At 60.6% G+C, this 18,685-nt stretch carries 13 protein-coding genes; 1 reads left to right on the top strand and 12 read right to left on the bottom strand.

The features are described from left to right. Positions 1–203 precede the first annotated feature (203 nt). The 10 genes from PVV54_RS01045 to PVV54_RS01000 form a co-directional block, all read right to left on the bottom strand. The gene (locus PVV54_RS01045) at positions 204–3,260 is read right to left on the bottom strand and encodes an efflux RND transporter permease subunit (protein WP_274908186.1); all 3,057 of its coding nucleotides are present in this window, start codon (positions 3,258–3,260) and stop codon (positions 204–206) included. Next, on the bottom strand, positions 3,257–4,324 hold the full coding sequence (locus tag PVV54_RS01040) for an efflux RND transporter periplasmic adaptor subunit (protein WP_274908185.1): 1,068 nt from the start codon (positions 4,322–4,324) through the stop codon (positions 3,257–3,259). The genes PVV54_RS01045 and PVV54_RS01040 overlap by 4 nt, the downstream gene beginning before the upstream one ends. Beyond that, on the bottom strand, positions 4,321–5,409 hold the full coding sequence (locus PVV54_RS01035; RefSeq protein WP_274908184.1) for an efflux RND transporter periplasmic adaptor subunit: 1,089 nt from the start codon (positions 5,407–5,409) through the stop codon (positions 4,321–4,323). The genes PVV54_RS01040 and PVV54_RS01035 overlap by 4 nt, the downstream gene beginning before the upstream one ends. 245 nt (positions 5,410–5,654) lie before the next feature. Beyond that, complete coding sequence (locus PVV54_RS01030; protein WP_274908183.1) at positions 5,655–6,548, bottom strand: ABC transporter permease subunit; 894 nt, start codon at positions 6,546–6,548, stop codon at positions 5,655–5,657. Then, positions 6,545–7,426: an ABC transporter permease subunit gene (locus tag PVV54_RS01025; protein WP_274910366.1), complete on the bottom strand. Its 882-nt coding sequence runs from the start codon at positions 7,424–7,426 to the stop codon at positions 6,545–6,547. Before PVV54_RS01025 ends, PVV54_RS01030 begins: the two co-directional genes overlap by 4 nt. A 35-nt stretch (positions 7,427–7,461) precedes the next feature. After that, the gene (locus tag PVV54_RS01020; protein WP_274908182.1) at positions 7,462–8,604 is read right to left on the bottom strand and encodes an ABC transporter ATP-binding protein; all 1,143 of its coding nucleotides are present in this window, start codon (positions 8,602–8,604) and stop codon (positions 7,462–7,464) included. Between the two features lie 60 nt (positions 8,605–8,664). Then, positions 8,665–9,759 (bottom strand): polyamine ABC transporter substrate-binding protein, encoded by a 1,095-nt coding sequence (locus PVV54_RS01015; protein WP_274908181.1) that lies wholly within the window; start codon positions 9,757–9,759, stop codon positions 8,665–8,667. A 159-nt stretch (positions 9,760–9,918) separates the two neighbouring features. Next, on the bottom strand, positions 9,919–11,016 hold the full coding sequence (locus PVV54_RS01010; RefSeq protein WP_274908180.1) for a polyamine ABC transporter substrate-binding protein: 1,098 nt from the start codon (positions 11,014–11,016) through the stop codon (positions 9,919–9,921). Between the two features lie 170 nt (positions 11,017–11,186). After that, entirely contained in the window at positions 11,187–12,548 is a 1,362-nt protein-coding gene (locus tag PVV54_RS01005; protein WP_274908179.1) for an aspartate aminotransferase family protein, read from the bottom strand. Between the two features lie 48 nt (positions 12,549–12,596). Further along, a complete protein-coding gene (locus tag PVV54_RS01000) occupies positions 12,597–13,955 on the bottom strand; it encodes a glutamine synthetase family protein (RefSeq protein ID WP_274908178.1) in 1,359 nt (452 codons plus the stop codon). 574 nt (positions 13,956–14,529) lie between these two features. Between PVV54_RS01000 and PVV54_RS00995 the strand changes: the two genes are divergently transcribed. Further along, positions 14,530–15,906, top strand: a complete 1,377-nt coding sequence (locus PVV54_RS00995; protein WP_274908177.1) for a glutamine synthetase family protein — start codon at positions 14,530–14,532, stop codon at positions 15,904–15,906. A gap of 153 nt (positions 15,907–16,059) precedes the next feature. Here the strand turns inward: PVV54_RS00995 and argA are convergent, their stop codons facing one another. Together argA and argE are read right to left on the bottom strand one after the other, a co-directional pair. Beyond that, the gene (gene argA, locus PVV54_RS00990; RefSeq protein ID WP_274908176.1) at positions 16,060–17,358 is read right to left on the bottom strand and encodes an amino-acid N-acetyltransferase; all 1,299 of its coding nucleotides are present in this window, start codon (positions 17,356–17,358) and stop codon (positions 16,060–16,062) included. A 126-nt stretch (positions 17,359–17,484) separates the two neighbouring features. After that, entirely contained in the window at positions 17,485–18,627 is a 1,143-nt protein-coding gene (gene argE, locus PVV54_RS00985; RefSeq protein WP_274908175.1) for an acetylornithine deacetylase, read from the bottom strand. Between the last annotated feature and the right edge of the window lie 58 nt (positions 18,628–18,685).

The following is an 18,685-nucleotide window of genomic DNA, read 5'->3' as shown; positions in this document are numbered from 1 at the left end:
GACGCGCGGATATTCTTAAAAATACTGTTTAAGAATGTTTATATAACTTTCATGCCTATGTGAGTTGTTGACGTTTTTTGGGGGTGCTGCGCACCCCTTTCGCGACACGAGGCCGCTCCTACAAGGGGTCGCGATCGCCTGTAGGAGCGGCCTTGCCGGGGCGCCGGACCGGTCGAAAAGGGCCGCAAAGCGGCCCTCATGTTCTAACGCGACTGTTCCTGCGGCTCACGAATCTTGTACCAGGCCACATACAGCGCCGGCAGGAACAGCAGCGTCAACAGCGTTGCACTGATGATGCCGCCGATCATCGCGTAAGCCATCGGCCCCCAGAACACCTCGCGGGCAATCGGGATCATGCCCAGGCTGGCCGCTGCGGCCGTCAGCAAAATCGGCCTGCGGCGGTGGTTGGTAGCCTCCATCACCGCGTCCCACGGCGAGTAACCCTGGGCCTCGAACTCGTCAATCTGGGTTACCAGAATCACCGAGTTGCGAATGATTATGCCAGCAAGCGCCAGAATGCCCAGGATCGCCACAAAGCCCATTGGCGTACCCGTCGGGACCAGCGCCAGCACTACGCCGATCAGCCCTAGCGGCGCAACGCTGACCACCAGGAACAGCTTCTGCACGCTGTGCAACTGGATCATCAGGAATGTGGCCATGAGGAAGAGCATCAATGGGATGACCTTGGCAATCGGGCCTTGAGCCTTGCCACTTTCCTCGACTGTACCGCCAGTTTCCACCTCGTAGCCGACTGGCAGTTTGCTGGCAAACTCGTCGATGCTGGGTTTGAGCACCGCAACCAGGTCGGTCGGCTGGATATCACCATTGACCGAGGCCTTGATGGTGATGGTCGGCTTGCGGTCGCGGCGCCACACCAGCGGCTGCTCCAGCTCGTAACGCACGGTGGCGAAAGCCAACAGGGGAATGGACGTTCCGCTTGGGGTCACGATTTGCAGGTTCTGCAAGGTATCGGGCGAGCCACGCTCGCTGTCCACCGCGCGGGCAATCACATCCACCAGGTAGATGTTGTCGTTGACCTCGGTCACCGGCGCGCCGCTGACGATGCTGTTCATCACGTTGGCCACGTCTTCGGACGAAAGCCCTAGCTGACGCGCCTTGTCCTGAGCGATTTCCACCCGCAACACCTTACCGGGCTCGTTCCAGTCGTAAATCATCTCGCCGACGTTCTCGTTGGCGTTAAGCAGGGTGGCCAGGTCGATGGCATGCTTGCGCACCTGGTCAATGTCCTTGCCGCTTACCCGGTACTGGATCGGCCGCCCTACCGGGGGGCCCATTTCCAGGGACTGAACGTTGGTGCCGACACCGACGAATTCTTCATGCAGCAGCTTTTGCAGCCGCGCAATCATGCCAGCGCGCTCCTCGAAGCCCTTGCTGACGATCACCAGCTGGGCGTAATACGGGTTTTGCAACTGCTGATCCAGCGGTAGATAGAAGCGAATGGCGCCTTGGCCGATGTAGGTGCTCCAGCGTACCAGGTCCGGGTCGTCCTTTATCCTGGCCTCCAGCCGGTCGACCACCTTGCGCGTCTCTTCAATCGAGGCGTTCTGCGGCAAGTTGAGGTCGACAAGAATTTCCGGGCGGTCCGACGACGGGAAGAACTGGTTCTGCACGAAGCGCATGCTGAAGATCGACAACGCAAAAATCACGATGGTGCCGATGATGGTCAGCCAACGGTGACGCATGCACCACACCAACCCGCCCTCGAACGCTCTACCCACCCGCCCTGGCTCGGCCTCGTGAGCCTTGAGCTTGTCGCTCTTGAGAATATGCACGCCCAGAACCGGTGCGAAAAACACCGCCACCACCCAGGACACGATCAGCGCCACAGCAATTACCGCGAACAACGTGTACGTGTACTCCCCTGCCGAACTGGCATTGAGGCCAATCGGCACAAAGCCGGCCACTGTCACCAACGTGCCGGTGAGCATGGGGAAGGCTGTGGAGGTATAGGCGAAGGTCGCCGCCTGCTCTTTGCTTTCGCCCATTTCCAGCCGGGTGACCATCACCTCCACGGTGATCATGGCATCGTCCACCAACAGCCCCAACGCGATGATCAGGGCGCCCAGCGAGATCCGCTGCATGGTGATGCCGCTGTACTCCATGAACACGAACACCATGGCCAACACCAGCGGAATCGAGCAGGCAACCACCAACCCCGCCCGAACCCCAAGGCTCACGAAACTCACCGCCAGCACGATCACCACCGCCTCGAACAGCGCGCTGGTGAAGCCACCCACCGCCTCTTTCACCACCACCGACTGGTCCGACACGGTATGCACACCAACGCCCACTGGCAGGTCATTGGTCACGCTGTCCATCTTCTTCTTCAGCGCCGCCCCGAACACCTGGATGTTGCCACCGGCTTTCATGCCGATGGCCAGGCCGATGGCGGTCTGGCCGTTGTAGCGGAACATGGGTGATGGCGGGTCGACGTAGCCGCGCTCGATTTCGGCGATATCGGCCAGGCGGAAGAAGCGGTCATTGATGCGCAAATTGACAGTTTGCAGGTCTTTCTCCGAGGCGAACTGCCCGGTGGTGCGCACCGAGATACGCTCCGGCCCGGCCTCGATCACACCCGCCGGTGTTACCGCGTTCTGTTGCTGCAGCGCCTGCATGACCTGGCGTTGGTCGATGCCCAATGCCGCCAGCTTACGGGTGGAGAAGTTCAGATAGAGCACTTCATCCTGAGTGCCGACCAGTTCGATCTTGCCGATGTTGGGCACTTCGCGCACTTCGGCGCGGGCCTGCTCCACATAATCGCGCAGCTGGCGCAGGGTCAGGCCATCGGCGGTAAAGGCGTAAATGGAGCCGAACACATCGCCGAACTCGTCGTTGAACCCTGGCCCCTGGATGCCTTGGGGAAATTCGCCCCGGATGTCCTGGATCTTCTTGCGTACCTGGTACCAGATTTGCGGGATGTCCGCAGCCTTGGTGGTATCGCGCAAGTAGACGTAAACCGTGGACTCACCGGGGCGGGTGTAACTCTTGGTGTAATCGAGGGAATCCAGCTCTTCGAGCTTCTTCTCGATACGGTCGGTGACCTGGTAAAGGGTTTCGTCCTGGGTTGCGCCCGGCCAGCGGGTCTGGATGACCATGGTCTTGATGGTGAAGGACGGGTCCTCCTCACGCCCCAGGTTGAAGTAGGAAAAAATCCCCATCAGCAAGCCAACGAACATCAGGTACCAGACGAACGACTGGTGGCGCAGGGCCCATTCGGACAGGTTGAAGCTTCCTTTCATTGCTCATCCTCGTCGAATGTAACCTTCTGGCCGGGTTTGAGGCTGTTGACGCCAGCGGTAACCACACGCTCGCCGGGCTGCACGCCGGACGCCAGCACAATGCTGTTGTCGGTGCGATCAATCAACGCCACATCACGCGTGGCGACGGTCTTTTGCTGAGGGTCGATCACCCAGACCTGGGTCTTGCCGTCGCGCTCGAGCAAGGCACTGCGCGGCAATTCGCTGCGCGGGGTAATCGCCGAGGTCAGCGTGACGCTGATCGCCGTACCCAGATGGAAGGCGTCCGGGGTACTGGCCAGCGTCAGGCGGGCGCGGCGGGTGCGGGTGGTGGCATCGGCCTGGGGTTCCAGTTCACGCAGGGTGGCGGTGGTGTTGATACTGCTGTCGAGTTGCGAGGCAACGGTAAAGGTCAGGTCTTTGGTGAGTTGTTCAGCCAAGGTGATTGGCAGGTCGATGACGGCCTCTTTCACATCAGGGCGGGCCAGTGTGACCACCGCTTGCCCCGCGGTGACCGTCTGCCCGGCTTCGGCCTGCCAGGCCGTGATCACCGCTGCGTGATCGGTGCGCAAGGTGCTGTAGTCGAGCTGGTCGCGGGCCTGGCTGACCGCCGAACGGGCCTGTTCGAGGCTGGCACCGGTGGTTTTCAGGTCGGTCTGGGCGATGTCCAGCTGGGCCTGGGCGCCAACACCCCGGTCATACAGTTGCTGCTGGCGGCGGGCGTTGGCCTGGGCGTTGATCCACTGCGCCTGAACCCGGGCCAGGTCGCCTTCGGCGGCGCGCAGCTGGTTTTGCTGATCGGTAGGGTCGAGGGTTGCCAGGGTGTCACCGGGTTTGACCTGCGCACCAACGTCCAGCCAGCGCCGGGCAATGCGCCCGGCCACACGAAAGCCCAAGGTGCTTTCATACCGGGCCTGAATGGAGCCGGCGAAGCGGCCTAACTGCGATTGCGCCTGGGACTCTACCAACGTCGACAGCACCGGGCGCACGGCTTCAGGTTTTTCATCTTCTCCACTACAGGCCGTCAGCAGCACGGCGGCCGTGAGCATCAACATCTTCCGTTTCATGGTGCGGCGCCTCCATCCTTGGCATCGACTTTTTCAACCTCCATGCCGGGATGCAAAAGCTGACCACCGCTGACCACAACGGTTTCCCCCCCTTTGATGCCCTGTGCGATCACCACCTTACCCGTCAAGTAACGGCTGACCTGGACTTTGCGCAGTTCAACCTTGTCGCCCTCGCCTACTACCCATACGGCAGGCTCATGCAGCGCCTTGGTCAGCGCCGCCCAGGGCAGTTCGATGCTTGGGCGCCCCTGCGTGTTGCCTGTGGCGGTGACCGGCGCCCCCAACTGCATGCCCGGCGGCACGTTGCGAAGGCCTACTTTCACTTGCACCGTGCCGCTCTGGGCCGAGACGGTCGGGGTAACTTCACGCACAAAGCCTTGAGCCTGCACCTTGGGGTTGTCCAGCAAGCTGACAATGACGCCTTCGTCACTGGGCGGCGCCACTAGCAAGGATTCGTATACGTTGAATACCGCATCGCGGTCGCCATCGCGGGCCAGGCTGAAGATCGGCATGGTTGCCTGCACCACCTGCCCCACTTCGGCCTGACGCTCGGTGATCACCCCGTCGGCCTCGGACACCAGCGCGGTGTAGCTTAATTGCTCATTGGCGTTGGCCAATTGGGCCTGGGCAGCCTTGAGTGCGCTCTGGTTACTGCGCAGCGAAGCTTGGGCGGAGTCGTACTCGCTCTGGCTGGTGTAACCCTTGGGCAGGAGTTTCTGTTGCCGGACAAAAGCCGCGCTGGTCTGGGTCACGCGGGCCTGGGCAGCGAACACTTCAGCCTTGGCCGAATCGACATTGTTCTGCAGGTCTTTGGGGTCTAGCCGTGCCAGCACCTGGTTGGCTTTGACGTGGTCGCCCACATCGACACTGCGCGAAATGATCTTGCCGCCCACGCGGAACGACAGGTCGGTCTGAACCCGCGCCTGCACGTCGCCGGTCAGGGTGACCCTGGCAGCGAAATCGGTGGGCTGCACCTGCAGCACACCCACCCGGGGCTTGGGCTCCGGGGGCTGTTCCTTGCTACAGCCAGCGAGCATGTACAGCAGCCCCAGGCAAATGACCGACAGCGGACGGATAACCGCCATGCAGGCTCCTTGCTTGCGCACAAATGATTTGTGGGATGCGACTGTCAGCGTAGTTCAGGGTTCAGAAAAGAACACGGGGCGGGACTAATGAGGATTGGTTGTGGGAGCGGCCTTGCCGGGGCGCCGAACCGGTCGGAATGGGCCGCAACGCGGCCCCGGCAATCTCGGCATACCTGCAGAGACCTTGGGGGCCGCTTTGCGGCCCCTTTCGCGACACAAGGCCGCTCCCACATTGACCGTGTCGGTCAGGCGGACGCAGCGACCTGCGTCGGGCGTTTGACCTGCGGCTGCGACACGTTTGCCGCAGCGCCTTCTTCGATGGCTTGCTGGATCGCCTTGCGGCGGCGCTCTTCGGCCTGGCGGCTGAAGTACCAGACCAGGAAGGTCACCAGCGACACCGACAGCAGGATCAGGCTGGCCACGGCGTTGATCTCAGGCTTCACGCCCAGACGCACCGCCGAGAACACTTCCATCGGCAACGTGGTCGAACCCGGGCCGGACACGAAGCTGGCCAACACCAGGTCATCCAGCGACAGGGCGAACGACATCATGCCGCCCGCCGCCAGCGATGGCGCGATCATCGGGATGGTGATCAGGAAGAATACCTTCCACGGCTTGGCACCCAGGTCCATGGCCGCTTCTTCGATCGACAGGTCCAGCTCACGCAGGCGCGCCGACACTACCACTGCCACATAAGCCGCGCAGAACGTGGTGTGGGCGATCCAGATAGTGACGATGCCACGCTCTTGCGGCCAGCCGATCATCTGCGCCATGGCCACGAACAGCAGCAACAGCGACAGGCCGGTAATCACTTCAGGCATTACCAGCGGCGCGGTGACCAGGCCACCGAACAGCGTACGGCCCTTGAAGCGGGTCACCCGGGTCAGCACGAAGGCCGCCAGGGTACCCAGCGCCACAGCGGCGACCGCGGTGTAGCAGGCAATCTCCAGCGAGCGCATCACCGAACCCATGAGCTGGCTGTTGTCCAGCAGGCCGACGTACCACTTGACCGACCAACCGCCCCATACCGTTACCAGTTTGGAGGCGTTGAACGAGTAGATCACCAGGATCAGCATCGGCAAGTAGATGAACAGCAAGCCGAGCACCAGCATCAGCTTGGAGAAACTGAAGCGTTTCATGCGCGGCCCTCCATTTCTTTGGCCTGGCTACGGTTGAACAGCAGGATCGGCACGATCAGGATCGCCAGCATCACCACCGCCAGGGCAGATGCCACCGGCCAGTCACGGTTGTTGAAGAACTCCTGCCACAGCACTTTACCGATCATCAGGGTTTCCGGGCCGCCCAACAGCTCAGGAATCACGAACTCGCCCACCACCGGGATGAACACCAGCATGCAGCCGGCGATGATGCCGTTTTTCGACAGCGGTACGGTGATTTTCCAGAAGCTGTTGAAGGTGCTCGAACCCAGGTCGGATGCGGCCTCCAGCAGGCTTTGGTCATGCTTCACCAGGTTGGCGTAAAGCGGCAGGATCATGAACGGCAGGTACGAATAGACCACACCGATGTACACCGCCAGGTTGGTATTGAGGATCTGCAGCGGCTGGTCGATCAACCCTGTCCACAGCAGGAAACCATTAAGCAGGCCGTTATTGCTGAGGATGCCCATCCAGGCGTAAACGCGGATCAGGATCGCCGTCCAGGTCGGCATCATGATCAGCAACAGCAGAACGGTTTGGGTTTCCTTCTTGGCATTGGCAATGGCATAGGCCATCGGGTAGCCAATCAACAGGCACAGCAGGGTGCTGAAGAACGCCATCTTCAGCGAGCCCAGGTAGGCCGAGAGGTACAGCTCATCCTCGGTCAGCAACCCATAGTTGGCCATGTTCAGTATCAGCTGAACCTTGCCTTCGACGTAGCTGTAGATCTCGGTATACGGCGGGATCGCCACGTCCGCTTCGGCAAAGCTGATCTTCAGCACGATGAAGAACGGCAGCATGAAGAACAGGAACAGCCAGATGAACGGCACGCCGATCACCAAGTGGCGCCCCTCCGGGATGATGCGCTGGAGTGCTCGCTTGAGCTTGCGAGGTTTCATGACCGCAGTACCACGCCGCTGTCGTCTTCCCACCATACGTACACTTCATCGCCCCAGGTCGGGCGCGTGCCCTGGCGCTCGGCGTTGGCCACGAACGACTGCACGATCTTGCCGCTTGGCAATTCGACGTAGAACACCGAGTGGCCACCCAGGTAGGCGATGTCGTGCACCTTGCCGCGCGACCAGTTGTGCTCGAAGTCTGGCTGAGTGGTGGTGACCAGCATCTTTTCAGGGCGCAGGGCGTAGGTGATGTGCTTGTCTTCAACCGAGGTGGAAACCCCGTGGCCCACGTAGATCTTGCGCTCAAGCTCCGGCGAGGCGATCAGCGCGTGGCCTTCGGCATCATCGATCACCTCGGCTTCGAACAGGTTGACGTTGCCGATGAACTCGCACACCAGGCGGCTGGTGGGGGTCTCATAGATATCCACAGGCGAGCCGATCTGGGCGATCCAGCCCAGGTGCATGATGGCAATGCGCTGGGCCATGGTCATGGCCTCTTCCTGGTCGTGGGTCACCATCACGCAGGTCACGCCCACGCGCTCGATGATTTCCACCAGCTCCAGTTGCATCTGCGAGCGCAACTTCTTGTCCAGCGCACCCATTGGTTCGTCGAGCAGCAGCAGTTTCGGGCGCTTGGCCAGCGAGCGGGCCAGGGCCACACGCTGACGCTGGCCACCGGAAAGCTGGTGCGGCTTGCGCTTGGCGTACTGGGTCATGTGCACCAGCTTGAGCATCTCGGCCACGCGGGCGTCGATCTCAGCCTTGGGCATCTTGTCCTGCTGCAGGCCGAAGGCAATGTTCTGCGCCACGGTCATGTGCGGGAACAGGGCGTAGGACTGGAACATCATGTTGATCGGCCGCTCGTAGGGCGGCATGTCAGTGATGTCGACGCCATCGAGGAAAATCCGCCCTTCGGTCGGGCGTTCGAAGCCAGCCAGCATACGCAGCAAGGTGGATTTGCCGGAACCGGAGCCGCCCAGCAGGGCGAAGATCTCGCCCTTGCGGATTTCCAGGGACACATCGTCCACGGCTACCGTTTCGTCGAACTTTTTCGTGACCCGGTCGATCTTGACCAGCACCTGCTTGGGTTGCTGGCCACCCTCGAGGGCTTTTTTATAGGCACCGGAGGCAACTGCCATGAGTGAAACTCCCAACAAGATTTGTGTGCCCGCCGCTGCGTCAGCGACGGGCCTGGATTGTTATTTGCCCGACTTGACCTTGGTCCAGCTGCGGGTCATCAAACGTTGCACTTTGGGCGGCAACTCACTGTTGACGAACATCTTGTCCAGCACTTCCTGCGGTGGGTAAACCGCGGCGTCAGTCCTCACGGCCTGGTCCATCAGGTCGCCAGCCTTGGGGTTCGGGTTGGCGTAACCGACGTAATCACTGACCTGGGCGATAACCTCAGGCTTCAGCAAATAGTTGATGAAGGCATGGGCCTCTTTAACGTTCTTGGCATCCTTTGGAATCGCCAACACGTCAAACCAGAGGTTGCCGCCTTCTTTCGGAATGGCGTAGGCCAGGTTCACGCCCTTCTTCGCTTCTTCAGCGCGGGCCTTGGCCTGGAACACATCACCGGAGAAACCTGCCGCGACGCAGATATCGCCGTTAGCCAAGTCGGTGATGTACTTGGACGAGTGGAAATAAGTGACGTAGGGGCGCACGGCCAGGAGCTTTTCCTCGGCCTTCTTGTAGTCCGCTTCCTTGGTGCTGTTGGGGTCCAGCCCCATGTAGTTGAGCACCGCAGGCAGCATTTCGTCCGCCGAGTCGAGGAAGGCCACACCGCATTTGGAGAGCTTCTTCATGTTCTCGGGTTCGAACAGCACGGCCCACGAGTCGATGGTGTCCACGCCCAGCACTGCCTTGACCTTGTCGACGTTGTAGCCGATGCCGTTGGTGCCCCACAGGTATGGCACGGCGTACTGGTTGCCAGGGTCGTTCTTCTCCAGGCGTTTCATCAACGCCGGGTCAAGGTTTTCATAGTTGGGCAGCAGGTTCTTGTCGAGCTTCTGAAATGCGCCCGCCTTGATCTGTTTGCCCAGGAAATGGTTGGACGGCACGACTACGTCATAGCCGGTATTGCCGGCCAGCAGTTTGCCTTCCAGCGTTTCATTGGAATCGAAAACATCCTGCACGGGTTTGATGCCCGTTTCTTTCTCAAAGTCCGCGAGCGTGGTCGGCCCGATGTAGTCGGACCAGTTGTAGAAGTGCACCGTAGGCGCCGCTTGGACGCTGCATGCCAGCGTCAGGCCCGCTCCAGCCATCAAGGCCTTGCGTAATACAGAAATAGACAAGTGGGTGGTCCTCACAATCAGTGCCCTGGGTAGCGGCAATGCAGCCGCACACGCAAAACCGGCGCGCAACTTACCTTCGCAGCTTCGATGCCGCAATCATCAATTGCCGTTCACTGGCTCTGGGCCGGAAAACCCCGGCCCAGAGGTGCCGCATCAGGCTTATTTGCCCGACTTGATCTTGGTCCAGCTGCGAGTGATCACACGCTGAACAGAAGCGTCAGGCGCAGCGATCGCATACAGCTGCTTCTTCACTTCAGCTGGTGGATAGATGCTTGGATCGCTGGTGATGTCCTTGTCCACGAACTGGGTAGCAGCAGCGTTACCGTTCGGGAAGCGCACGGCGTTGGTGATTTCAGCCATGATTTCTGGCTGCATCAGGAAGTCCATGAACTTGTAGGCGGCATCTTTATGCTCGGCATCTTTCGGGATGGCGACCATGTCATAGAAGGTACCGGCGCCTTCTTTCGGAATGATGTAGTCCACTTTGACCTTGTCGCCTGCTTCGTGGGCACGCGCCTTGGACTGCTCCAGGTCACCCGAGTAGCCGACAGCTACGCAGATGTTGCCGTTGGCCATGTCGCCAATGTACTTGGAGGAGTGGAAGTAGGTGATCGATGGGCGGATTTTCAGGAACAGGTCTTCAGCCGCCTTCAGGTCTTCTTTCTTGGTGCTGTCGCTCGGCAGGCCCAGGTAGTGCAGCGCAGCTGGCAACATTTCGGTCGGGGCATCCAGGAAGCTCACGCCGCAGCTCTTGAGCTTGGCGATGTTCTCAGGCTTGAACACGGCGTCCCACGAGTCGATCTTGTCCACGCCCAGCGCAGCCTTGACCTTCTCCGGGTTGTAGCCGATACCGATCGAACCCCACATGTACGGGAAGGCGTGCTTGTTGTCCTTGTCGCTGGCATCGCCAACGGCCTTGAGCAGGTCCGTGTCGAGGTTTTTCCAGTTTGGCAGCTTGGAGCGGTCCAGCTCCTCGTAAACGCCAGCCTTGATTTGCTTGGCCAGGAAGTTGTTCGAAGGCACGACGATGTCATAACCCGACTTGCCTGCCAGCAGCTTGGCTTCCAGGGTTTCGTTGCTGTCGAAGACGTCGTACTTGACCTTGATACCGGTCTGCTTCTCGAACTTGGCAATGGTGTCCGGTGCGATGTAGTCCGACCAGTTGTAGACGTTAAGTACCTTGTCCTCAGCCTGTGCAGCAGTAGCCATGGCACCCATCAGGGCTGCGGCCAGCAACGTCTTGCCCATTTTCTTCATGCGTCATGCTCCAGATTTTTTTGATTAGCCATCCGTTCAGCAGCCAGGCCCCGCCGTACACGCGATCAGGCAACTGAAGCAGCCGCTAGTCTGGCAAGTTACAAGGCGCTGTTTCAAGGAAAGCAGGGCCTTGTAACGACTTAATGTCACATCGCTAGCCTAGCAGGTGCTTACTTGATCGCTTCGTAGGTCAGGTCGAGGCACTTGCGCGCCTTTTCCACCAGCTCATCGACCTCTGCGTGGCTGATCACCAGCGGTGGCGCGATGATCATCGTGTCACCAACCGCCCGCATGATCAGGCCGTTTTCGAAGCAGAAGTTGCGGCAGACCATGCCCACGCCTTTGCCTTCGTAACGGCTGCGGGTGGCTTTGTCCTTGACCAGTTCGATCGCGCCGAGCAGGCCCAGGCCGCGCACCTCGCCCACCAGCGGGTGGTCTTCAAGCTCGCGCAGTCGTTTTTGCAAGTAGGGTGCCACTTTGGTACGAGCGTCCTCGACAATATGCTCGTCGCGCAGAATGCGCAGGTTTTCCAGGCCTACCGCTGCCGCTACCGGGTGCCCGGAATAGGTGAAGCCATGGTTGAAGTCGCCGCCTTCGCTGATCACCTTGGCCACCTTGTCACGCACGATCACACCGCCCATAGGGATGTAACCGCTGGTCAGGCCCTTGGCGATGGTCATCAGGTCGGGCTTGAGGCCGTAGTAGTCGGAGCCGAACCACTCGCCGGTACGGCCGAACCCGCAAATTACCTCGTCGGCGACGAACAGGATGTCGTACTTGGCCAGAATTTCCTTCACTTTGGGCCAGTAGGTTTCCGGCGGAATGATCACGCCACCGGCACCTTGAATCGGCTCGGCGATAAAGGCAGCGACGTTGTCTTCGCCAACTTCCAGGATTTTCTTTTCCAGTTGTTCGGCAGCCCATACCCCGAAGTCGTCCGGTGACATGTCGCCACCTTCACCGAACCAGTACGGCTGTGGAATGTGCACGATGCCCGGTATCGGCAGGCCGCCCTGCTCGTGCATCCCGCTCATACCGCCCAGGCATGCACCGGCGAAGGTGGAGCCGTGGTAGCCGTTGATGCGGCCGATGATGGTCTGTTTGGGCGGCTTGCCCTTCAGCGCCCAGTAATGGCGGACCATACGCAGCACGGTGTCGTTGCCTTCAGAGCCGGAACCGGTGAAGAACACATGGGTCATGCCTTCGGGCGCCACATCGGTGATGGCCTTGGCCAGCTCCAACGCAGGCGGGTGGGCTGTCTGGAAGAACAGGTTGTAGTACGGCAGCTCGCGCATCTGCTTTTCTGCCGCCTGCACCAGTTCTTCACGGCCATAACCCACCGCCACGCACCATAGACCGGCCATGCCGTCGAGGATCTTGCTCCCCTCGCTGTCCCACAAATGCACCCCCTGCGCCTTGGTAATGATGCGCGGCCCCTTTTCCTTCAACTGTTTGTAGTCAGAGAAAGGAGCAAGGTGGTGCTCGCCGCTCAGGGTTTGCCATTCACGGGTTTGCGGGTTTTTGACGCTCATGTGCCTCTCCATTTTCCGGTGGCCGCCAACCGGCGGCCTCAGGGTTGATCAGACAGCGAACAGTAGGAACTCACGCTCCCAGGAGCTGATGACGCGCTTGAAGTTTTCATGCTCGGCCCGCTTGGTGGCGACGTAGCCGGTGATGAATTTCTTGCCCAGGTACTGGGTCAGCGCACGGCTGATTTCCATACGCTCCAAGGCATCTTCGATTGTCAGCGGCAAGCGCAGGTTGCGGCGCTCATAGCCGCGCCCCACAACCGGCGCACTGGCTTCGATGCCCTCGACCATGCCGATGTAACCGCATAGCAGGCTGGCGGCGATGGCCAGGTAAGGGTTCGCATCGGCACCCGGCAGGCGGTTCTCGACACGGCGGTTCTGCGGGCCGGCATCCGGGACGCGCAGGCCCACGGTGCGGTTTTCTTCGCCCCATTCCACGTTCACCGGCGCCGAGGTGTCCGGCAGGAAACGGCGGAACGAATTGACGTTGGGTGCAAAAAGCGGCAGAGCCTCAGGGATGAACTTCTGCAGGCCACCGATGTGGTTGAGGAACAGCTCGCTCATGCTGCCGTCCTCATTCGAGAAGATGTTCTTGCCCGTGTGCACGTCCACCACACTCTGGTGCAGGTGCATGGCACTGCCTGGCTCGCCGGTCATGGGCTTGGCCATGAAGGTGGCCGCCACGTTGTGCTTGAGGGCCGCCTCACGCATGGTGCGTTTGAACACCAGAATCTGGTCAGCCAAATGCAGGGCGTTGCCGTGACGGAAGTTGATTTCCATCTGCGCCGTGCCGTCTTCGTGGATCAGCGTATCGAGGTCCAGTTGCTGCAGTTCGCACCAGTCGTAAACGTCCTCGAACAGCGGGTCGAATTCGTTGGCGGCTTCGATGGAGAACGACTGGCGGCCGGTTTCCGGGCGGCCGGAGCGGCCTACCGGGGGCTGCAGCGGAAAGTCCGGGTCTTCGCTGCGCTTGGTCAGGTAAAACTCCATCTCGGGCGCGACAATGGGCTGCCAGCCCTTGTCAGCATAGAGCTTGAGTACTTTCTTCAGCACGTTGCGCGGCGACAGCTCGACCGGGTTGCCCTTCTTGTCGTAAGTGTCGTGGATCACCTGTGCAGTTGGCTCGATGGCCCATGGCACCAGGAACACGGCGTTCTCGTCCGGGCGGCAGATCATGTCGATGTCGGCCGGGTCGAGCAGGTCGTAATAGATGTCGTCATCGACGTAATCGCCGGTCACGGTCTGCAGCAGCACGCTTTCAGGCAGGCGCATGCCTTTTTCGGCGATGAATTTGTTGGTGGGCGAGATCTTGCCGCGGGTGATGCCGGTCAGGTCGCTGATCAGGCATTCGACTTCGGTGATCTTGTGCTCTTTCAACCAATCGGTGAGCTGGTCGAGGTTGTTACTCATAAATACCTCAGGAGGTAATGTGGTCCGCGCATTGATTCTGGATGGAGTAGATTGCTAAAGCAAAAACACCCGCGCAGAGCCGCGTTGGATACACTGAAAACACGTGTTTCCGTAATGAGTTCGAAGGGCAGAAAGGCAAAAAGAGGCGCGGCAAGCCGCTACAGGGCATGATCCGAGTGCACCAAGCGTCAATTATTGCGGCCAGAGTGGCTGCGACGCAGGCGGTGCTCGCATAAATGGCATGAGTACCCGATGGCACTGCAATGGCAGCGCTTTCAGGTCGCGACAAGCGGACCATGTGACCCTCGTATTATTGTGTTTTGGGTTGAGGCCGAGCTTAGCCTTGTTCATTTTTTTACACAACACCTCCGTAAAAAATAAAACACGGCATGTCTGAGATAGCCCTTCACAGCGGAAATAGCGGATAATGGCACGCCCCGATATGCAGCAAATCTGCCGTCGATGTGCCATTTCAGGGCATCATGGGGTTGGCTTGACATCAGTATGGCTTTTCGATTGACTGGTCCTGCAAGCCCCCCTTGATTGATATTTTTAACAACAAAGGTGTTGCATCATGTCGGTACCCCCGCGTGCCGTTCAGCTTAACGAAGCGAACGCGTTCCTTAAGGAACATCCTGAGGTTCTCTACGTTGACCTTCTGATTGCAGATATGAATGGTGTGGTGCGTGGCAAGCGCATTGAGCGCACCAGCCTCCACAAGGTTTACGAGAAAGGCATCAACCTGCCGGCCTCCCTCTTCGCCCTGGACATCAACGGTTCCACCGTTGAAAGCACCGGGCTGGGCTTGGACATTGGCGATGCCGACCGCATCTGCTACCCGATCCCTGGCACCCTCTCCAACGAACCCTGGCAGAAGCGCCCTACCGCCCAGCTGCTGATGACCATGCACGAACTCGAAGGCGAGCCGTTCTTTGCCGACCCGCGTGAAGTGCTGCGTCAGGTGGTGAGCAAGTTCACCGACATGGGCCTGACCATTTGCGCTGCGTTCGAGCTGGAGTTCTACCTGATTGATCAGGAGAACGTGAACGGCCGCCCGCAACCGCCACGCTCGCCAATTTCGGGCAAGCGCCCGCAGTCGACCCAGGTTTACCTGATCGACGACCTCGACGAATACGCCGACTGCCTCCAGGACATCCTCGAAGGTGCCAAGGAGCAAGGCATCCCGGCCGACGCCATCGTCAAGGAAAGCGCCCCGGCGCAGTTCGAAGTCAACCTGCACCACGTTGCCGACCCGCTCAAGGCCTGTGACTACGCGGTGCTGCTCAAGCGTTTGATCAAGAACATCGCCTACGACCATGAGATGGACACCACCTTCATGGCCAAGCCCTACCCGGGCCAGGCAGGCAACGGCCTGCACGTACACATTTCCGTGCTGGACAAAGATGGCAACAACATCTTCACCAGCGAGGATCCCGAGCAGAACGCCGCGCTACGTCACGCTGTCGGCGGTGTGCTCGAGACCCTGCCCGCGTCCATGGCGTTTCTGTGCCCGAACGTCAACTCGTACCGCCGCTTCGGCGCGCAGTTCTACGTGCCGAACGCGCCAAGCTGGGGCCTGGACAACCGCACCGTAGCCCTTCGCGTACCCACCGGTTCGCCGGACGCCGTGCGCGTTGAGCACCGCGTGGCCGGTGCCGACGCCAACCCGTACCTGATGATGGCAGCCGTGCTGGCAGGCGTGCACCACGGCCTGACCAACAAGATCGAACCGGGCGAGCCGATTGAAGGCAACTCGTACGAACAGCTGGAGCAGAGCCTGCCGAACAACCTGCGCGATGCCCTGCGCGAGCTGGACGACAGCGAAATCCTGAACAAGTACATCGATCCGAAGTACATCGACATCTTTGTCGCGTGCAAGGAAAGCGAGCTGGAGGAGTTCGAGCATTCGATCTCCGACCTTGAGTACAACTGGTATCTGCATACCGTGTAAGCAAAAACGCCGCCCCTGTTGTGGGAGCGGCCTTGTGTCGCGAAAGGGCCGCAGAGCGGCCCCAAAACTATCAGCGTGATGCGCAAATCATGGGGGCGCTTCGCACCCCTGTCGCGACACAAGGCCGCTCCCACAATGGGCTGCGGTACAGGCCTACAAAGACTTCTCGAAAATCTTCGAATTGCGCTGATAGTTGTAAAGCGAAGCCCGCGCGGCAGGCAGCCGCTCCACCCCACTCGGCGCAAACCCGCGCTCGCGGAACCAGTGCGCAGTCCGCGTGGTAAGCACGAAAAGGGTATTCAGCCCCAACGCCCGCGCCCGGCTTTCAATCCGCTCCAGCAGTTCGTCCCCACGCCCGCCATGGCGATACTCCGGGTTCACCGCCAGGCACGCCAGCTCACCTGCCTCGGAATCGGCAATCGGGTACAGCGCCGCACAGGCGATGATCATGCCCTCGCGCTCCACCACGCTGAACTGCTCGATCTCGCGCTCCAGCACTTCACGGGAGCGGCGCACCAGAATGCCCTGCTCTTCCAGCGGACTGATCAATTCCAACAGGCCGCCAACATCCTCGATGGTCGCCTCGCGAACGACTTCGAACTGTTCCTGCGACACCAGCGTACCGCCACCGCCCCGGGTAAACAGTTCGGTCAGCAGCGCGCCGTCCTCGGCATAGCTGACGATATGGCTACGCGCCACACCGCCTTTACAAGCCTCGGCGGCAGCGTCCAGCAGTTCGCCCTGGTAATCGCTGCCCAACCGCGCCAGATGTGGCCCGATGTGCTGCGGCCGCAACTCGCGCACCAGCTTTCCTTGCTCATCCAGCAAGCCAGGCTCAGCGCCGAACAGCAGCAATTTGTCCGCCCCCAGTTCGATCGCGGCGCGGGTGGCCACGTCTTCGCAGGCCAGGTTGAAGATTTCGCCGGTCGGCGAGTAGCCCAAAGGCGACAACAGCACGATCGAACGCTCATCGAGCAAACGGCTGATGCCTTTGCGGTCGATACGCCGTACTTCGCCAGTGTGGTGGTAGTCCACGCCTTCGAGCACGCCGATAGGCCGCGCCGTCACCAGATTGCCGCAAGCCACGCGCAGCCGTGAGCCCTGCATCGGTGAGGCAGCGATGTCCATGGACAGGCGTGCCTCGATGGCCAGGCGCAAGGCGCCGACCGCATCGATCACGCAGTCCAGCGTGGCCGCATCGGTAATGCGCAGGCCACGGTGGTAGTGCGGGGTCAGGCCACGGGCGGCCAGTCGGCTTTCAATTTGCGGGCGCGAGCCGTGCACCAGCACCAGGCGTACGCCCAGGCTGTGCAGCAACACCAAGTCGTGGACGATGTTGCCGAAATTCGGGTGCTCTACACCATCGCCGGGAAGCATGACCACGAAGGTGCAGTCACGATGGGCATTGATGTACGGGGAGGCATGGCGTAGCCAGTTGACATAATCGGGCATGACGGGGCCTGTGGATAAAGTGGACGGAGAACGTTGGATGGCGCGGCGTTCAGGATCATCGTCGGAACAGGCTTGCGGTCACGCGCGGTCTCCTCTAGGCAAAAAACGAATCAGCAGGGTGGACGTTTAGTTCAGGCAGTAGTGCCGAATCAAATCACGCAATAGACGCACGGTAGGCTCGATGCGTGACATTTCGAGGTATTCGCCCGGTTGGTGGGCGCAGGCAATGTCTCCGGGGCCAAGCACGATGGTCTGGCAACCCAGTTGCTGAAGATAAGGCGCCTCGGTGCCGAATGCCACCGCTTCGGCCCGATGGCCGGTAAGGCGCTCGGCCACTTGCACCAACTCGGCATCGGCGGCCTGCTCGAAAGGCGGTACTTCAGGGAACAGCGGCGCATAGTCGATGCGCACTTCATGGCGTTCGGCAACTGGCTGCAACTTGGCGCGAATTGCCGCACGCAGTTGTTCCACATCCATGCCGGGCAAGGGACGCAGGTCAAACTCCAGCGCACACTGACCGCAGATGCGGTTGGGGTTATCGCCGCCGTGGATGCAGCCGAAGTTCATGGTGGGGGTGGGCACCGTGAACTGTGGGTTGCGATAGGTTTCCTGCCATTGCCGACGCAGGCCCATCAGCTCGCCCATCACCGCGTGCATGGCCTCCAGGGCGCTGTGGCCCAGGCTCGGGTCGGAGGAATGGCCGCTGCGGCCGAGGATGTCGATGCGGTCCATGAGGATGCCTTTGTGCATGCGGATCGGCCGCAAGCCCGTGGGCTCGCCGATCACCGCCGCTCGGCCCAGTGGCTGGCCCGCCTCGGCCAAAGCGCGCGCGCCGGACATCGAGCTTTCTTCATCGCAAGTGGCAAGGATCAGCAGCGGTTGCTTGAAGTCGTGCTCCAGCAGCGGAATCACCGCTTCGATGATAAGGGCAAAAAAGCCCTTCATGTCACAACTGCCCAGGCCAACCCAGCGGCCATCGACCTCGGTGAGCTTGAGCGGGTCGCTGCTCCACAGCTGCTCATCGTATGGCACGGTATCGCTGTGGCCGGCCAGCACCAGGCCACCAGGGCCAGTGCCGCGGCTCGCCAGCAGGTTGAACTTGCCGGGGCTGACCTGCTGGATGTCGCAGGTGAAGCCCAGGTCGCCCAGCCAGCCGGCCAGCAGGTCGATAACCTGGCGATTGGACTGGTCCAGGGCAGCCTGGGTGCAACTGACCGAGGGCGCGGCGATCAAAGCGGCAAACTGGTCTTTCAGCGTTGGCAACGGCATGCGCGTACTCCTCGAAAGCGTTGCCCATCATAGGGCTATCCGCCGTAAGGAATAAACC

It is taken from the genome of Pseudomonas sp. PSKL.D1 (assembly GCF_028898945.1).
Lineage (GTDB): Bacteria > Pseudomonadota > Gammaproteobacteria > Pseudomonadales > Pseudomonadaceae > Aquipseudomonas.
The sequence above is the reverse complement of the archived record's forward strand: the minus strand, read 5'-3'. Positions and strand labels throughout refer to the sequence as shown.

Coding starts and splice junctions, on each gene's coding strand:
- PVV54_RS00995 (WP_274908177.1), top strand. CDS start 14,530: ATGTCGGTACCCCCGCGTGCCGTTCAGCTTAACGAAGCGAACGCGTTC.
- PVV54_RS01020 (WP_274908182.1), bottom strand. CDS start 8,604: ATGGCAGTTGCCTCCGGTGCCTATAAAAAAGCCCTCGAGGGTGGCCAG.
- PVV54_RS01045 (WP_274908186.1), bottom strand. CDS start 3,260: ATGAAAGGAAGCTTCAACCTGTCCGAATGGGCCCTGCGCCACCAGTCG.
- PVV54_RS01010 (WP_274908180.1), bottom strand. CDS start 11,016: ATGAAGAAAATGGGCAAGACGTTGCTGGCCGCAGCCCTGATGGGTGCC.
- PVV54_RS01000 (WP_274908178.1), bottom strand. CDS start 13,955: ATGAGTAACAACCTCGACCAGCTCACCGATTGGTTGAAAGAGCACAAG.
- PVV54_RS01030 (WP_274908183.1), bottom strand. CDS start 6,548: ATGAAACGCTTCAGTTTCTCCAAGCTGATGCTGGTGCTCGGCTTGCTG.
- PVV54_RS01035 (WP_274908184.1), bottom strand. CDS start 5,409: ATGGCGGTTATCCGTCCGCTGTCGGTCATTTGCCTGGGGCTGCTGTAC.
- PVV54_RS01005 (WP_274908179.1), bottom strand. CDS start 12,548: ATGAGCGTCAAAAACCCGCAAACCCGTGAATGGCAAACCCTGAGCGGC.
- PVV54_RS01040 (WP_274908185.1), bottom strand. CDS start 4,324: ATGAAACGGAAGATGTTGATGCTCACGGCCGCCGTGCTGCTGACGGCC.
- argE (WP_274908175.1), bottom strand. CDS start 18,627: ATGCCGTTGCCAACGCTGAAAGACCAGTTTGCCGCTTTGATCGCCGCG.
- argA (WP_274908176.1), bottom strand. CDS start 17,358: ATGCCCGATTATGTCAACTGGCTACGCCATGCCTCCCCGTACATCAAT.